General features: G+C 73.4%; 15 protein-coding genes. 2 read left to right on the top strand and 13 right to left on the bottom strand.

The genetic code is table 11. The features are described from left to right. Positions 1-96: 96 nt before the first annotated feature. The 13 genes from hypE to AB0F62_RS40730 all read right to left on the bottom strand — a co-directional run bounded on the left by hypE (position 97) and on the right by AB0F62_RS40730 (position 13,110). Positions 97-1,086: a hydrogenase expression/formation protein HypE gene (hypE, locus tag AB0F62_RS40790; RefSeq protein WP_361811313.1), complete on the bottom strand. Its 990-nt coding sequence runs from the start codon at positions 1,084-1,086 to the stop codon at positions 97-99. Positions 1,087-1,165: 79 nt separating this feature from the next. Further along, positions 1,166-2,290: a hydrogenase formation protein HypD gene (gene hypD, locus AB0F62_RS40785; protein WP_361811307.1), complete on the bottom strand. Its 1,125-nt coding sequence runs from the start codon at positions 2,288-2,290 to the stop codon at positions 1,166-1,168. Beyond that, on the bottom strand, positions 2,287-2,589 hold the full coding sequence (locus AB0F62_RS40780; RefSeq protein ID WP_361811304.1) for a HypC/HybG/HupF family hydrogenase formation chaperone: 303 nt from the start codon (positions 2,587-2,589) through the stop codon (positions 2,287-2,289). The genes hypD and AB0F62_RS40780 overlap by 4 nt, the downstream gene beginning before the upstream one ends. Continuing rightward, positions 2,589-4,964, bottom strand: a complete 2,376-nt coding sequence (gene hypF / locus AB0F62_RS40775; RefSeq protein WP_361811301.1) for a carbamoyltransferase HypF — start codon at positions 4,962-4,964, stop codon at positions 2,589-2,591. The genes AB0F62_RS40780 and hypF overlap by 1 nt, the downstream gene beginning before the upstream one ends. Further along, on the bottom strand, positions 4,964-5,749 hold the full coding sequence (gene hypB, locus AB0F62_RS40770; protein ID WP_361811298.1) for a hydrogenase nickel incorporation protein HypB: 786 nt from the start codon (positions 5,747-5,749) through the stop codon (positions 4,964-4,966). Before hypB ends, hypF begins: the two co-directional genes overlap by 1 nt. Positions 5,750-5,754: 5 nt before the next feature. Continuing rightward, the gene (locus tag AB0F62_RS40765) at positions 5,755-6,153 is read right to left on the bottom strand and encodes a hydrogenase maturation nickel metallochaperone HypA (RefSeq protein WP_361811295.1); all 399 of its coding nucleotides are present in this window, start codon (positions 6,151-6,153) and stop codon (positions 5,755-5,757) included. 302 nt (positions 6,154-6,455) lie between these two features. Then, positions 6,456-6,974: a hydrogenase maturation protease gene (locus AB0F62_RS40760; RefSeq protein ID WP_361811292.1), complete on the bottom strand. Its 519-nt coding sequence runs from the start codon at positions 6,972-6,974 to the stop codon at positions 6,456-6,458. Next, positions 6,971-8,344: a hypothetical protein gene (locus AB0F62_RS40755; protein ID WP_361811289.1), complete on the bottom strand. Its 1,374-nt coding sequence runs from the start codon at positions 8,342-8,344 to the stop codon at positions 6,971-6,973. Before AB0F62_RS40755 ends, AB0F62_RS40760 begins: the two co-directional genes overlap by 4 nt. Further along, positions 8,341-8,991: a DUF6084 family protein gene (locus AB0F62_RS40750; RefSeq protein ID WP_361811286.1), complete on the bottom strand. Its 651-nt coding sequence runs from the start codon at positions 8,989-8,991 to the stop codon at positions 8,341-8,343. Before AB0F62_RS40750 ends, AB0F62_RS40755 begins: the two co-directional genes overlap by 4 nt. After that, entirely contained in the window at positions 8,988-9,644 is a 657-nt protein-coding gene (locus AB0F62_RS40745; protein WP_361811310.1) for a DUF5947 family protein, read from the bottom strand. Before AB0F62_RS40745 ends, AB0F62_RS40750 begins: the two co-directional genes overlap by 4 nt. 11 nt (positions 9,645-9,655) lie before the next feature. Next, positions 9,656-10,177, bottom strand: a complete 522-nt coding sequence (locus tag AB0F62_RS40740; RefSeq protein ID WP_361811283.1) for a hypothetical protein — start codon at positions 10,175-10,177, stop codon at positions 9,656-9,658. Further along, positions 10,174-11,958, bottom strand: coding sequence for a nickel-dependent hydrogenase large subunit (locus AB0F62_RS40735; protein WP_361811280.1), 1,785 nt, complete (start codon positions 11,956-11,958; stop codon positions 10,174-10,176). The genes AB0F62_RS40740 and AB0F62_RS40735 overlap by 4 nt, the downstream gene beginning before the upstream one ends. A 66-nt stretch (positions 11,959-12,024) precedes the next feature. Next, positions 12,025-13,110 carry a hydrogenase expression protein HypE gene (locus AB0F62_RS40730; protein WP_361811278.1) on the bottom strand — a complete coding sequence of 362 codons (1,086 nt, stop codon included), beginning with the start codon at positions 13,108-13,110 and terminating at the stop codon, positions 12,025-12,027. Positions 13,111-13,317: 207 nt separating this feature from the next. On the opposite strand from AB0F62_RS40730, the gene AB0F62_RS40725 reads away from it, so the two are divergent. Together AB0F62_RS40725 and AB0F62_RS40720 are read left to right on the top strand one after the other, a co-directional pair. Further along, complete coding sequence (locus tag AB0F62_RS40725; protein ID WP_361811276.1) at positions 13,318-14,088, top strand: NUDIX domain-containing protein; 771 nt, start codon at positions 13,318-13,320, stop codon at positions 14,086-14,088. A gap of 215 nt (positions 14,089-14,303) precedes the next feature. Continuing rightward, positions 14,304-14,930 (top strand): transglycosylase SLT domain-containing protein, encoded by a 627-nt coding sequence (locus tag AB0F62_RS40720; protein ID WP_361811274.1) that lies wholly within the window; start codon positions 14,304-14,306, stop codon positions 14,928-14,930. Positions 14,931-15,027 lie beyond the last annotated feature (97 nt).

The following is a 15,027-nucleotide window of genomic DNA, read 5'->3' as shown; positions in this document are numbered from 1 at the left end:
GCTGGCGTCGCCCCCCCCCCCCGCCGGGGGGGGGGGGGGGCGGGGGGGGGCCCCCCCCCCCCCCCCCCCCGGCCCTTTCCGCCGCTGCCGGGACGGTCAGCAGATGCGCGGCAGTTGCTCGCCCAGCGGGAGATCCACCACCCGGGTCCCGCCGAGTGCCGTACGCGCGACGACCATGCCCGCGTGGTCCGCCACGCACTCGCCCACGACCGCCGCCGCCGCGCCCAGCGGATGGGCGCGCATCGCGGCCAGGACCTCCTCGGCCGCGGCGCGGGGGACGAAGGCGACGAGCTTGCCCTCGTTGGCGACGTACATCGGGTCGAGGCCCAGCACCGCGCAGGCGTTGGCCACCGCGGGCGGCACGGGCACCGCCCGCTCCCGGACGACGACGCCGACTCCCGAGGCCGCCGCGATTTCGTTGAGAGCGGCCGCGAGACCGCCGCGCGTGGGGTCGCGCAGCACGTGCACGTCGGGGGTGACGTCGAGCATGGCTTCGACGAGCCCGCCGAGCGCCGCGCAGTCGCTCTCGATCTCGACCCCGAACTCCAGGCCCTCGCGCACGCTCATCACGGCGACGCCGTGCGCCCCGATCTCCCCGCTGACGATGACCACATCGCCCGGCTCGGCGCGCTCCGGCCGGATGTCGACCCCGTCGGGGATCAGCCCGATGCCGGCGGTGTTGATGTACAGCCCGTCGCCGTGGCCGGCCTCCACGACCTTGGTGTCACCGGTGACGACCTCCACCCCCGCGGTGCGTGCGGCCGCGCCGAGCGCCTCGGCGACCCGCGCCACCAGCGGCATCTCCACGCCCTCCTCCAGGATGAAGCCGCAGGAGAGGAAGGCGGCCCTGGCCCCGCTCATCGCCAGGTCGTTGACGGTGCCGTTCACGGCGAGGTCGCCGATGCTGCCGCCGGGGAAGAACAGCGGCCGCACCACGAAGGAGTCGGTGGAGAACGCCAGCCGGGCGCCGCCCAGCGTCACGACCGCGGAGTCGGCGAGCCCGGCCAGCACCCGGCCGCCGAAGGCCGGCGCGAAGACGTGCCGGACGAGCTCGGCGGACAGGGCGCCGCCGCCCCCGTGGCCCATCACCACCCGCGGCTGGTCGCGCAGCGGCGCGGGGCACGTCCAGCCGGAGAAGTCCGGGGCGGTGAGGGTGTCTGCGATCTCAGCCAACGGGGCTCGCCTCCAGGGGTGTGCTCGTGCCGTCGAGCCGGCGGTAGAGGTAGTACGCGGCGCAGGCCCCCTCGCTGGAGACCATCGTGGCGCCGAGCGGGGTGCGGGGCGTGCAGACGCCGCCGAAGGCCTCGCACTCGTGCGGCTTGATCAGGCCCTGCAGCACCTCGCCGCTGCGACAGTCGGCCGGCTCCCGTGTGGTGATGCCGGTGACGGAGAACCGGTGCTCGGCGTCGTACTCCCGGTACCGCTCGGACAGCCGCCAGCCGCTGTCGGGGATGACGCCGATGCCGCGCCAAGCGCGGTCGGTGACCTCGAAGACGTCCGCGAGCATGGCCTTCGCCGCCGGGTTGCCCTCCGGGCGGACGGCACGCGGGTAGGCGTTCTCCACGCTGTACTCGCCGCGCTCCAGCTGGCGCACCGCGCGGCGCACGCCCTCCAGGATGTCCAGCGGCTCGAAGCCGGTGACGACGATCGGCACACCGAAGCCGTCCGCCAGTTCCGGGTACTCCTCGGTCCCCATCACGCTGCACACGTGGCCCGCCGCCAGGAACGCCTGCACACGGCAGTCCGACGAGCGCATGATCGCCTCGATCGCCGGGGGGACGCGGACGTGGGACACCAGCAGGCTGAAGTTGCGGATGCCGAGTTTCCGCGCCTGGTACACCGTCATCGCGTTGGGCGGGGCGGTGGTCTCGAACCCGATGCCGAAGAAGACGACCTCGTGGTCCGGGTTCTCCCGGGCGATCCGCAGCGCGTCCAGCGGCGAGTAGACGACGCGTACGTCGCCGCCCTCGCCGCGGACGCCGAACAGGTCACGCCCGGAGCCGGGGACGCGCAGCATGTCGCCGAAGGAGCAGAAGATCACGCCGGGGCGGGAGGCGATCTCCAGCGCCTTGTCGATGACCTCCAGCGGGGTCACGCAGACCGGGCAGCCGGGGCCGTGGATCAGCTCCACCTCCTTCGGCAGCAACTGGTCGATGCCGTGCCGGATGATGGTGTGGGTCTGTCCGCCGCACACCTCCATCAGCGCCCAGGGCCGGGTCACGGTCGCGTGGATGTCGTCCAGCAGCCGCCGGGCGAGCTCGGGATCCTGGAACTCGTCGATGTACTTCACCGCTCCCCCTCCGGCCGCGACTGGGCCCCGGCCTCGGCGGCCGCCTGCTGCCAGGGGTCGCCGAACTCCTCCTCCAGCAGCCCGAGGTTGCCGAAGAGGGCGAGCGTCTGGCGCGCCGACTCCTCGTCGAGCCGCTGCAGCGCGAAGCCGACGTGGACGATGGCGTACTCGCCGACCCGCAGGTCGGGCAGGTACTCCAGGCACACCTCCTTCACCACGCCGCCGAAATCGACGGTGGCCATCTTGGTGCCGTCGCGTTCCTCGATCTCCAGCACCTTGCCGGGTACCGCCAGGCACATCAGCTCTCTCCTCGCTGTGGGTGGGGGGTCGCGGGGCCGCCGCGTGCCGTGACGACCAGCTGGCCGAGCGCCAGGCCGCCGTCGTTGGGCGGCACGAGACGGTGCCGCAGCACCGTGAAACCGTCCGCGCGCAGGTCCCGGGCGCACGCGGAGGACAGCAGCGCGTTGGCGAACACCCCGCCGCTGAGCGCCACCGTGCCGGTGCCCTCGCGTTCCCGTACGGCGGCGCACACCCGCCGGACGAGGTCGGCCACCGCCCGGTGGAAGCGCCCCGCGATCACCCCGGCGGGCACACCCGCGCGCAGGTCGGTGACGACGGCGGCGAGCACCGGGCCGGGGTCGCAGGCGGTCGCCCCGCCGGCCCCCGCGCCGCCGCGCAGTGCGAAGACGTAGCCGTCGGCGGGCAGGCCGCCGGACGCCACGGCCGCGCCCTCCAGTTCGACGGCCGCCTGCGCCTCGTACCCCGCCTCGTGGCAGACCCCGGTGAGCGAGGCGACGGCGTCGAAGAGCCGGCCCATGCTGGAGGTCGGGACGCAGTGCAGCCCGCGCGTCAACTGCGCCTCCAGTACAGCCTGTTCGGTCGGCGGGCAGACGGCCGTACACGGCAGGTCCGGCGCCCAGGGGATGCCCGCCGCGCGCAGATGCGCCAGCGCCATGCGGTAGGGGCGGCGCACCGCCGCGTCCCCGCCGGGGAGCGGCACATACGCCAGGTGGGCGGGCCGCCGGAAGCCGTCGTAGTCGGCGAGCAGGAACTCCCCGCCCCACACGGCGCCGTCGTCGCCGTGCCCCGTGCCGTCGAAGGCGACGCCGATCACCGGACGCGTCCCGTCCAGCCCCGACTCGGCCATCGCCGCCGCGATGTGCGCGTGGTGGTGCTGCACCTGCCGCAGCGGCCGCTCGCCCGCGGCGCGCCGCGCCCAGCCCACCGAGCGGTAGCCGGGGTGCCGGTCCGCGGCCAGCAGCACGGGCCCGACCCCGGTGATCTCCTCCAACTGGCGCTCGGCGGCGGTGAAGGCGGTCAGCGTCGCGAGGTCGTCCATGTCGCCGACGTGGGCCGACATCCAGGCGTGCCGCCCCTCGCCCACACAGAAGGTGTTCTTCAGGTCGCCGCCCACCGCCAGCGCGGGCGCCACCGGGACCGGTAGCGGCACGGGGAACGGCGCGTAGCCGCGTGAGCGGCGCACGGGCAGTTCCTCGCCGTCGCAGATCCGGACCACGGAGTCGTCGCAGGGCACATGGATGGGCCGGTCGTGGGTCAGCCACGCGTCGGCGAGGCCCGCCAGCCGCTCCAGTGCCTCGTCGTCGTCGGTGACGATGGGCTCCCCGCCGAGGTTGCCGCTGGTCATCACCAGCAGCCGAGGTCCAGGAGGGTCGCCGGGCAGCCCCAGCAGCAGATGGTGGACCGGGGTGTACGGCAGCATGATCCCGAGGTCGGCGACCCGTGGCGCCACGGCCTCCGCCACCCCGCCGGCACCGGGCCGCCGCCGCAGCAGGACGATCGGCCGCCGCGAACCGGTCAGCAACTCCCGTTCCGCCGTTCCCACATGGGCCAGCCGCCCGACGTCCGCGACATCGCGCGCCATCAGGGCGAACGGCTTGTCGCCGCGGTTCTTGCGGGCCCGCAGCAGCCGTACGGCCGCCTCGTCGCCCGCGTCACAGGCCAGGTGGTAGCCGCCGAGCCCCTTCACCGCGACGATCGCGCCCGCCGCCAGCAGCCGCCGCGCCTCGGTGAGCGGTTCCCGTGCCTGCCCCGCGCCGTCCCCGTCCGGCGGGATCAGCCGCAGCCGGGGCCCGCAGTCGTGGCAGGAGACGGGCTGCGCGTGGAAGCGCCGGTCGGCCGGGTCCTCGTACTCGGCCCGGCACTTCGCGCACATGGGGAAGCGCGCCATCGTGGTGTTGGCGCGGTCGTAGGGCAGACCCGTGACGATGGTGAAGCGCGGCCCGCAGTGCGTGCAGGTGATGAACGGGTGCCGGTGGCGCCGGTCCGCCGGGTCGCGCAGCTCCGCCAGACACGCCTCGCAGGTCGCGGTGTCGGGGGAGACCAGGGTGCGGGCGGCTGCGCCGCCGGGGCGGGAGGCGCTGATGGTGAACTCCGTGCCGCCGGCGAGCGGGACGACGCGCTGCGTCACCGACTCGACCACGGCCAGCGGCGGCGCGTCTGATCCGATCCGGTCGCAGAAGGCCGCGACCGCCGCGGGGGCGCCCTCGACCTCGGCGACCACCCCGTCACCGGTGTTGCCGACATGGCCCGCCAGGCCCAGCTCGCGGGCGAGTCCGAAGACGAACGGCCGGAACCCGACTCCCTGCACGACACCCCGCACCAGCACCCTGCGGCGCTGCGCGGTCCGGGCCGCGGGCCCCGGCTGACCCGTCATCAGTGCGTGTGGCCCGCGGCGTGCGTGTGCCCGGCGGCGTGCCCGGCGGCATGCGTGTGCGTGTGGGTGTGCCCGTGCGCGTGGCCGTGTTCCACGGCGGTGCGCGCCATCACCGGCCGGTGCACCGCGGCCCCCGCGTGCACGGCCAGCGCCCGCTCCAGCAGGACGCCCGCGCCCTCGCCGTCCCGCGAGGACGTGCGGATCACCTCCACGCCCGGATTGACCTGGGCCACGGCCGCGAGGAAGGCCGGCTCGTCGAAGCCGACGGCCTCGGCGATGTCGTACTTCGTCACCACCACCAGGTGCGCCAGGCCGAAGGCCGTCGGGTACTTCAGCGGCTTGTCCTCGCCCTCGGTGACCGAGGCCAGCACCACGCGCAGCGACTCGCCCAGGTCGTACGAGGCGGGGCAGACGAGGTTGCCGACGTTCTCCACGAACAGCAGGTGCGTCCCCTCGGGCAGCCAGGCGTCGACGTGCGAGCGCACCATCTCCGACTCCAGGTGGCACAGCCCGTCGGTCAGCACCTGCCGTACGGGGGCGCCGGAACGGGCCAGCCGGGTCGCGTCGTTCTCGGTGGCGAGGTCGGCGGTGAGCGCCGCCACCGGCACCCCGCGCAGCCGGGCCAGGCCCAGTTCGGCCTCCAGCAGCGCGGTCTTGCCGCTGCCCGGACTCGACAGCAGGTTGACCATGACGGTTCCGCGCGCGGCGAGTTCCTCCCGCAGCTCCTGTGCGCCGCGGTCGTTCCTGGCCAGCACCGCCTGCTTCAGCTCGGTCACTTTGCACATGGTTCTCAGCGCTCCTCGGGGAGTGTGGCGGCCGGCACGGGCGGTTCGGCCCACCGCACCTCGGTGATCCTCAGTTCCCGGCCGGACAGCAGCTCCGTCGCCGCACTGCCGCAGCCGGGGCAGCAGAGGTCAGGGGGCATGCCGGTGGGCCAGTCCCGCACGCAGCGCGCGCAGCGGGCCCGGCCGGGGACGGTCTCGGTGGTGAGGGCCGCGCCCTCCAGGACGGTTCCGGTGCAGGCGAGGCCGAAGCTGAAGGAGAGGGCGTCGGCCACGACACCGGCGAGTTCGCCGACCTCCAGGTGGACGGACGCGGCGCAGGGGGCCGTCCCGGTGCCGTCCGCGAGCCGGGCGGCGGCCTCCTCGACCTGCTCCACCACCGCCACTGCGATGGACATCTCGTGCATCGGTCTCTTCTCCGGTGTGCGGGGCCGGCCGGGCCCGGCTGCCGCGGGCGTCGCCCCCGGTTCAGGCGGCTCCATTAGAGGCCCGGCGCCGGGGGCACCCGGCCCGCCACGCCGCCGGCCCGGCGGCGGCTACCCGTTCGGCCTCACATGGACCGGATGTGCAGATACCGCTTCACGTCGGGCAGGACGCGGGACATGGCGAGGGCGGCCACGGCCGCGCCCACCGCGCTCAGGGCGATCTTCCACATGGCGGGGGTGCTCCTTTCTGCTCGTTGCTGCGCTCACTGGGCACGGGCCGCCGGTCAGGCCGCCGCGTGCGGGTCCGCGGCCCGGGTGCGCTCCTCGTCGACCACCCGCAGGACGAGGCGCACGGCCTCGTCCACGGCGGCGGCCACGGGGGCGCTCAGGCCGATGCCCTCCTCGACGGAGGCCGGCTCGCAGCCCACCACCAGGAACCGGGAGGGCTTGGGGGCACCCGTCCCGGCGCTGAGCGTGTCGAGCAGCGCCAGTACGGTGTCCGGGGTCATCCGGTGCCCGTCGACGAGCACCTCGCCGGGGCCGCCGGAACCGGGGGCGGGCGCCTCGATCAGATGCAGGGTGCCGGGCGCGCCGCCGCGCGCGACGGCGTCGACCAGCACCACGCTGCGGTACCCGTCGAGCAGCTGGTAGGCCAGGTGCACACCGCGCACCCCGGTGTCGGTGACGTGCACCCCGTCGGGCAGCGGGTGGCCGGACAGCCGGCGCACCACTTCCACGCCGAATCCGTCGTCGCCCAGGAAGATGTTGCCGATGCCGGCGACCAGCACGCCGCCCCTGCTCACGCGTCCTCCAGAGGAGCCAGTTCGTCGGGCTGGAAGTAGAGGAACCGGCCCTGCTCGCGGCGGATCTCGGCGCCGGGGTCGCCGTCGACGGTGACGGCGAGGTGCACCCCGCCGTCCACGTCGTGCAGCACCGCCTCCACCTGGGCGCTGCGTCCGTGCAGGAACAGATCCTGGGCGTCGGTCCGGCGCCGTCCCGGGCGCAGGACGACGCGGCTGCCGGCCGCCACCCAGGTGCCGCCGACCATGACGCGGTCCCGGGCGGGGTCGACGGAGGCGTCGGCGCCCGGGTCCCACCACGGGGTCGCGGGATCGGTGACGGGAGCGGGGGCCGCGGCGTCCGGCCCGGTGACCTCGCGCAGCGCGCGGACCGCCCCGTGCAGGCGCTCCATCACCTCGGGCGGCATGGAGTCGGCCAGGTCGATCACGGCGGCGGCCCGGTCGTCCGTGCCGCGCGCCTGCCGCTTCTCCTCGTCGGTGAGGGCGGCGGTGCGCAGCGCCAGGATCTCGTCGATCTCGGTGGCGTCGTAGAGCGCGCCCGGGCTCTCCGGGGCGATCCGCGGATGGTCCTCCAGGATGATCGGGGTGGACAGCACCACGTTCGGCGCGCCGTCGTCTCCCGCCAGCACCGGCCAGGTGTTCTCGTTGCGGCACTCGGCGACGGCCGCCTTCGCCCACTCCGGCGGGTCCGTCATCGACACGAAGTAGCCGGCCGTCAGGCCCAGCATCAGATGGGCCGAGACCAGCGCCTGCGGCAGCGCCTCGTCCCGGGTCACGGCCAGGGTGCACCCGGTGTTCTCCACCACGGCCGTCAGCCGCAGCACCCGGTAGGGCCCGGGCAGTTCCTCCGCGGAGATCCGCAGCACGCCCTCCAGGCGCTCCCTGCGGCGGACCACGCGCCCGGCGGGGACGCCGTCCGCGCCGGTGACGATCTCGGTCTCCTCCGTCGCGGGCACGGTGAACGGCAGGACGACGTCCTCCGCGGTCAGCGCCGCGATGCCCGCCGACACCTCGACGCGTTCCTCCACGCCCTCGTCCCAGGGCACCAGCACCCGGTCCGGCAACTGCAGTTCCTCGGCCGGCTCGAAGCTCCCGTCGCCCAGTGCCCGTTCCACCGTGCGCCGCTGGGCGTGCAGGAAGCGCAGTTCGGCGTGGAGCGCGGCGTCCGCGCGCGGCTCCATGAGGATCTGGGTGCGCTGCAGGACGGGTTCGCCGGACACGGCCGCCCAGGCCGGGGGCACCAGCACCCCGAACTGCCAGCGCATGCGGTTCTTCGCGGAGGACGCCCGGTACGGGTAGAGCACATAGCCCTCGAACAGGACGGCGTCGGCGGCCTGGCGCGCGGTCGCGAAGCGCTCCGTCGCGGCCGTCACCGTCCGGCACCCCCCGCCGGGGCGGCGGCGCCGGCGAGCAGGGCCTCGACGGTCGCCTCCCAGGAGGGCAGCGCGTGCGCGCTGCGGAAGGACCGCAGGGAGTCCATCGCCGCACGGGGCAGCCGGATCCAGCCGCACCCGGGGAAGTGGGCGTCGATCGCCTCGCGCCACACCGCGACCGGCATGCGGCAGGTGGCCTCCTGGTGCCAGGGCACCGGCTGCACCCGGAAGCCGCCGGGGCCGAGGAAGGCGGTGCCGGAGAAGAGCAGGAGCAGGGGCGCCTCGCCGTCCTCCAGGGCCTCGAAGTACTTCGTCGAGGCGATGTCCATGTCGTAGGTGCACGGCACCGGCAGATCCACCTCGGTCTCACCGGTGAAGCCCGGCACCATCAGCGACACCTGGGCGAACTGCATCGGCTGCAGCGTGCTGCCCCACCGGTCCCGCTCGCCGAACAGGTCGCCGAGGCCCTCCGCCTCCGCGTCGCCGTACGCCCGCTGCGCCGGCTCGATGCGCAACTGGCAGCGCAGCGCGACGGCGTGCACGCGCTCCCCCTCGGGGGCGGTGATCCGCAGCCTGAAGACGAGTGTCGGTCCGGCCGCGTACGGATCGGCCCGTACGCCCGTGCAGCCGAAGTCCAGCTCGGTCACGTCGGCAACCCCTCCCGCGGTACCGCCACGGCCCGCTGTCGTACGTCGTCGAAGAAGGCGGCCAGTTCGGCGCGGGCGCCGGAACCGCCGTCGAATCCCTGCCAGTTCAGGCGCAGCCGGCCCACCAGCTCGTAGGCCCGGTCGACCGGGACGAGGAAGCACTCGCCGCGCTGGTCCGGGTCGCCGCGCTGTTCAGCGTCGCCGCCGGTGTCCCGGCGGATCAGCAGCGCCTCCACGTCCGGCCGCAGCGCGCCGGCCAGCGGCGAGTCGCCGAACACGTCCTTCCAGGTGCCGGGGTCGACCTCGCTCTCGGTGGCGCCGGCCGGGCTCGGGTAGAGGACCACGGGCCGGTCCAGGGCCGAGTTGTGGAAGAAGAAGGCGACCGCGACGGGGATGCGCAGCCGCTGCCAGGCCGTCGCCTCGGGCACCGAGGCCGGGTCGCTCAGCACCCGGTCGGGCACGGAGGCGAAGCGGCCGCCGCCCGCGCCGGGCCGTTCGAAGAGCAGCGCGCACGGGACGCAGGCGCAGGCCAGCGCGCGCTTGCCGGTGTCGACCAGGTGCCGGTGAGGGCCCGTCAGCTCCACGCCGCACAGTTCGCAGCGCTCGGCCGCGGGCGGCCGGGGCGCCACGAAGCGGCGCAGTCCGGCCCCCATGGTCCGCGGGCTCACGGCGCCCCCGGCGGACGGACGCCGATCTGCAGCAGCGCCGGCTCGCCCGCGGCGGGACCGGAGCGCGGCATCTCGACGGCCGTCACCTCCGGGGCGAAGCAGGACAGGGCCGCCTCGATCCGCTGCCGGGTGGCGTCCATGGTGCTGGGGCAGCCGCAGCCGCCGTCCTCACGGGCCGCGAGGCGCAGGGTGCCGGTGCCGGGGTCGAAGTGCTCGATGCCCACCGACGCTCCGGCGCGGGCGGCCTCCACCGCCCGGCCCGCCCGGGTGAGGGTGTCCTCGGGGTGCAGGTCGTGCAGCGTGAGCAGACCCGCCACCAGCTCGTCGGCGATCAGTGCGGCGAGCGGGTCGCCGGTTCGGTTCTCCAGCAGCGTGACCATACGGGCCAGTCCCGCGCCGTAGAACTCCATGAGCGTGCGCACCAGTTCCTCGGCGGCGGCGGCCGTCTCACCGTCGTCGGAGGTCGCGAACGCGTCGAGGATCTCCTCGACGCGACGCGCCGTCTGCTCCGCGCTCATCCGGCCATACCGCTCAGGCCGGTGGGGACGTGGAGCTTCTCGACCGTGCGGCCGCCGCCGACGTACATGTGGACGCCGCACGGCAGACAGGGGTCGAAGCTGCGCACGGCCCGCATGATGTCGATGCCCTTGAAGTTCTCCGGGGAGTTCTCCTCGAAGATCGGGGTGTTCTGCACCGCGTCCTCGTACGGGCCCGGGGTGCCGTAGGTGTCGCGCACGCTGGCGTTCCACGGGGTCGGCGGATACGGGTGGTAGTTGGCGATCTTGCCGTCGCGGATCACCATGTGGTGCGAGAGGACACCGCGGACCGCCTCGGTGAAGCCCACGCCGATGCTCTCGTCCGGGACCTCGAACTTCTCCCACGTCTGGGTGCGGCCCGCGCGGACCTCGTCCAGCGCCTTCTCGCAGAAGTACAGGGCGCAGGCCGCGGAGTAGGCCTGGAAGTAGGTGCGGGCCCGGTTGCGCTCCAGGGCGTTGCTCCACTGCGGGATCTTCCACTCGAAGGTGGTCTCCGGCTTGGTGAGCGTCTTGGGCAGGTTGATCACCACGCTGTGCCCGGTGGCCTTCACGTACCCCATGTCGACCAGGCCGTTGAGGGCGGTCGACCACAGCCGCGCGAGCGGGCCGCCGCCGGTGTCCAGCGCCAGGTGCTCCTTGCCGTCGAACCAGCGCGGGGACATCACCCAGCTGTACTTGTCGTCGAAGTCGCGCTTCTGGGGCGCGGGGATGGTGTGCTGGTTCCACGGGTGCCGCGGGTCGACCGGGTTGCCGAGCGGGTCGTGGGTGACGAACTGCTGCTGGCCCTCCCAGTCCTGGTAGTAGGAGCTGCCCAGCAGGATGCGGATGCCCAGGTTGATCTGCGTGAGGTCGTTGGTGACGAGCTTGCCGTCCACCACGATGCCGGGGGAGACGAACATCTTCCGTCCCCAGTCGGTCATGTTGGCGTACGTGAAGTCGCAGTGGTCCGGGTCGTTGAGGGCGCCCCAGCAGCCGAGCATGATGCGGCGGCGGCCGACCTCCTCGTAGCCGGGCATGGCCTCGTAGAAGAAGTCGAAGAGGTCGTCGTGGAGCGGGACGACGCGCTTCATGAACTCCACGTACCGCATCAGCCGGGTGAGGTAGTCGGTGAACAGCTGCACCGACGCGATGGTGCCGACGCCGCCCGCGTAGAGCGTGGAGGGGTGGACGTGCCGGCCCTCCATCAGGCAGAACATCTCGCGGGTGTACCGGCTGACCTGCAGCGCCTCGCGGTAGAACTCGCCCTCGAGAGGGTTGAGCGAGCGCATGATGTCGGCGATGGTGCGGTAGCCGTGCTCGGCGGCGTGCGGGGCCTCGGTGCGCTCGGCCAGTTCCAGGACGCCCGGGTTGGTCTCGCGGACCATCTTCTCGCAGTAGTCGACCCCGACCAGGTTCTCCTGGAAGATGTTGTGGTCGAACATGTACTCGGCGGACTCGCCGAGGTTGATGATCCACTCGCCGAGGTGCGGCGGCTTCACCCCGTAGGCCATGTTCTGCGTGTAGACCGAGCACGTGGCGTGGTTGTCACCGCAGATGCCGCAGATCCGGCTGGTGATGAAGTGCGCGTCGCGGGGATCCTTGCCCCTCATGAAGACGCTGTAGCCGCGGAAGACCGACGAGGTGCTGTAGCACTCCGCGACGCGCTTCTGCTTGAAGTCGATCTTCGTGTGGATGCCGAGGCTGCCCACGATCCGGGTGATCGGATCCCAGGACATCTCCATCAGGCCACTGCCGTCTCCGGCCGTCTTCGTCTTCGGAGCCATGGTGTCTGCGTGCCCTTCGTCAAGCGGGGGAGGTGGGTGGTCAGTGGCCCGGGCGGTGCCGTCGGCTCACCAGGGCGCCTTGTAGCCGGTGGTGAGCTTCCGGCCGGTGTGGCGCCACTTGGGCTCCTTGTCCACGGTCCTGGCCGTGATGGAGCGCAGCCGCCGGATCGCCGCGCCGTACGCGCCGCTGGCGGTGCTGGACAGGCGCGCGCCGGGCGGCTCGTCCATGAACGGCATGAACATGTCCGGGAAGCCGGGCATGGTGCAGGCGATGCAGATGCCGCCGACGTTGGGGCAGCCGCCGATGCCGTCCATCCAGCCGCGCTTGGGGACGTTGCACTTGACGACCGGGCCCCAGCAGCCGATCTTCACCAGGCACTGCGGCGAGTCGTAGCGGTCGGCGAACTGGCCCTGCTCGTAGTAGCCGGCCCGGTCGCAGCCCTCGTGCACGGTCGCGCCGAACAGCCAGGCGGGGCGCAGCTTGTCGTCCAGCGGGATCATCGGCGCGGAGCCGGCCGCCTGGTAGAGCAGATAGGTCAGCGTCTCGGCGAAGTTGTCCGGCTGGATCGGGCAGCCGGGCACGCAGACGATCGGGATGCCCGCCTTCGACTTCCACTCCCAGCCCAGGTAGTCCGGCACGCCCATGGCGCCGGTGGGGTTGCCCTCCATGGCGTGGATGCCGCCGTAGGTGGCGCAGGTGCCGATGGCGACCACGGCCAGGGCCTTGGGCGCGAGGCGGTCGATCCACTCGCTGGTGGTGATCGGCTGGCCCGTCTCGGGGTCGTCGCCGAAGCCGCACCAGTAACCCTCGGCCTTGATTGCCTCGTTGGGGATCGACCCCTCGACGACCAGGACGAAGGGCTCGATCTCGCCGCGTTCGGCCTTGAAGAACCACTCGATGAAGGTGTCGGCGCCCCCGACCGGTCCGCACTCGAAGTCGATCAGCGGCCAGTGCACCTGGATCTCGGGGAGCCCGGGGAGGGCGCCCAGCACGATCTCCTCGATGCTGGGGAGCGTCGCGGCGGTCAGCGAGACCGAGTCGCCGTCGCAACTCAGCCCGGCGTTGATCCAGAGAATGTGGATCGGGGCCTGGTCGTCGCCGGCGGCCGGGGTGCTGGCGGCGTCGTTCATGGTCGAAGCAGTCGCATCCATCGGGATGCCTCCTCATCGAGCGACAAATGCCACATAACGGCATCTATCCCCCTTGATAACGAGTGGCTCGCCGCAAGGGGAGGTTGAAGAGGGCCAATCTGGTGACCGCCCCGAGATGTGCGCGGTCCGCCCCCGAAAGGGCCGGAACCGATGGCCAAGGCTTTGACGGGAAGGGGCCTCGCCGCCGCGGCGCTCTAGGGTGAGGCGGTGACCGATCGCGAGCGCCGTCCGGCAGACGTCGAGTTCCTGGAAGCCCGCCGGGTACGCCTGGTCGAGAGTGTCGCGCCGTACGTGTCCCCGGAGCAGCGGCGGGCCCGGGACCGGGAGTGGGACGCGGCGGTGGCGGCGAATCCGGCCCTCTTCGACGGCCCGGTGGCGGCGTGCGCCGGTGCGGCGTGGGACGGGCCCGGCAGCCTTGTCCTGTCGTGGGCGCGGGTGACATACCGGCACTACGCGCTGCGGCGGGTACCCGGCGCCCGCGCGCTCCCGTCGCTGTTCGTGAACGTGGTGCAACCGGCGGACGACGGCCGCGTCATGGTGGTGCGGATGTCGGCGTCGACCGCCGCGGCGGGCCGCTGGCAACTGCCCGGCGGATCCGTGGAGCCCCCCGAGGCGGGCGAGGCGCTCGACGCGTCCGATCTGCGCCGGAACGCCGCCCGTGAACTGGGGGAGGAGACCGGTCTCGACGCCGGTCCCGAAGAGCTGCGCATGTGGGTCGTGACGCGAGGGGAGAACGGCGGCGTGGGCGTGGTCCACCTCGCCTCGCCCCGGCCGGAGTCGGAACTGCGCGAGCGCTTCGAGGCCGTGGTGGCGGCGGAGCGGGAGCAGGGGCGTGAGGCCGAGCTGGACCGGATCGCGTTCGTGCGCTCGGCGGCGGAGGCCGCAGAGCTGCCCGGAACGCACGCCGACTACCTCGGGCCGCTCGTGCGCCGGGCCGCCGTGCGGATCGTCCATCGGGGCCCGGGACGCGGAATGTAAGGAAACGTTGCGAACAATTGCGCGAGTTCGTTCGCGTGCGGCAGGCTGTCGGCTCTGTCAGGCCCTGGCCTCGGCATGTCCGTACGTGTGAGCGAACGGGGGCGTCGGCGCGGAGCGGTGCCCTTCGTGGGCCGCCCGTGCCGCTTGTGCCGGTGGGACGGGGCACGTCCACGTCCGTGAGGTTCGCCGAGCGGGCGATGCCGGAAGGAAACCGTGTGAGCCGGATCTCGGTCCGGGGATTCGCGGTGGCCTCTGCCACCGCGGTCACCACTGTGGGCGCCGTCGTCGGTGTCGCCGCCGGGAGCGAGGGCGCCGTCCAGCCCGTCGCGGCCGCCGACGCGACCACGGTCCTCGCGGACATACCCGCCGGCCAGCGGGTTCAGCAGGCATCCCTGACGCAGCAGGTGCAGGCGCAGTCCGACGCCGCCGACGCCGGTACCACCAAGGCCGCGGAGCACGCGGCGCGCAGGCAGGCCGCCAAGGACGCCTCCGCCCGCAAGAAGGCCGAGGATGCCTCCCGCGCCGCGCTGGTCGTCAAGGCCTCGTACACGGTCGCCGAGGTCCAGGCCATGGCGCAGGGGATCATCGGCGACGCGACCCAGTACCAGTGCTTCTCCAACATCGTCAGCCACGAGAGCAGCTGGAACTACACCGCGACGAACTCCTCCTCCGGCGCCTACGGCCTCGTCCAGGCCCTGCCCGGCACCAAGATGGCCTCCGAGGGCGCCGACTGGCGGACCAACCCCGCCACGCAGATCAGGTGGGGCCTGAAGTACATGAACAGCAGCTACGGCAGCCCCTGCGGCGCCTGGTCGTTCTGGCAGACCAACCACTGGTATTAGGGCCGCCCCACGACGTGCTCGATGCGGCCCGTCGCGGACCCGGGGGTCCCGCGGGGCCGCGGGCGCGGCGCCCGGCCGGAGCGCCGGGATCGGAAGT

This window comes from Streptomyces sp. NPDC026673 (assembly GCF_040638135.1).
Classification (GTDB): Bacteria; Actinomycetota; Actinomycetes; order Streptomycetales; family Streptomycetaceae; genus Actinacidiphila.
This window is presented reverse-complemented; position numbering and strand designations above follow the sequence as displayed.

What these genes read in the sequence shown, in the direction of transcription:
- hypE (WP_361811313.1), bottom strand. Translation starts at nt 1,086, where the DNA reads ATGGGCCACGGGGGCGGCGGCGCCCTGTCCGCCGAGCTCGTCCGGCAC.
- AB0F62_RS40780 (WP_361811304.1), bottom strand. Translation starts at nt 2,589, where the DNA reads ATGTGCCTGGCGGTACCCGGCAAGGTGCTGGAGATCGAGGAACGCGAC.
- hypF (WP_361811301.1), bottom strand. Translation starts at nt 4,964, where the DNA reads ATGACGGGTCAGCCGGGGCCCGCGGCCCGGACCGCGCAGCGCCGCAGG.
- hypB (WP_361811298.1), bottom strand. Translation starts at nt 5,749, where the DNA reads ATGTGCAAAGTGACCGAGCTGAAGCAGGCGGTGCTGGCCAGGAACGAC.
- AB0F62_RS40765 (WP_361811295.1), bottom strand. Translation starts at nt 6,153, where the DNA reads ATGCACGAGATGTCCATCGCAGTGGCGGTGGTGGAGCAGGTCGAGGAG.
- AB0F62_RS40745 (WP_361811310.1), bottom strand. Translation starts at nt 9,644, where the DNA reads ATGGGGGCCGGACTGCGCCGCTTCGTGGCGCCCCGGCCGCCCGCGGCC.
- AB0F62_RS40740 (WP_361811283.1), bottom strand. Translation starts at nt 10,177, where the DNA reads ATGAGCGCGGAGCAGACGGCGCGTCGCGTCGAGGAGATCCTCGACGCG.
- AB0F62_RS40735 (WP_361811280.1), bottom strand. Translation starts at nt 11,958, where the DNA reads ATGGCTCCGAAGACGAAGACGGCCGGAGACGGCAGTGGCCTGATGGAG.
- AB0F62_RS40730 (WP_361811278.1), bottom strand. Translation starts at nt 13,110, where the DNA reads ATGGATGCGACTGCTTCGACCATGAACGACGCCGCCAGCACCCCGGCC.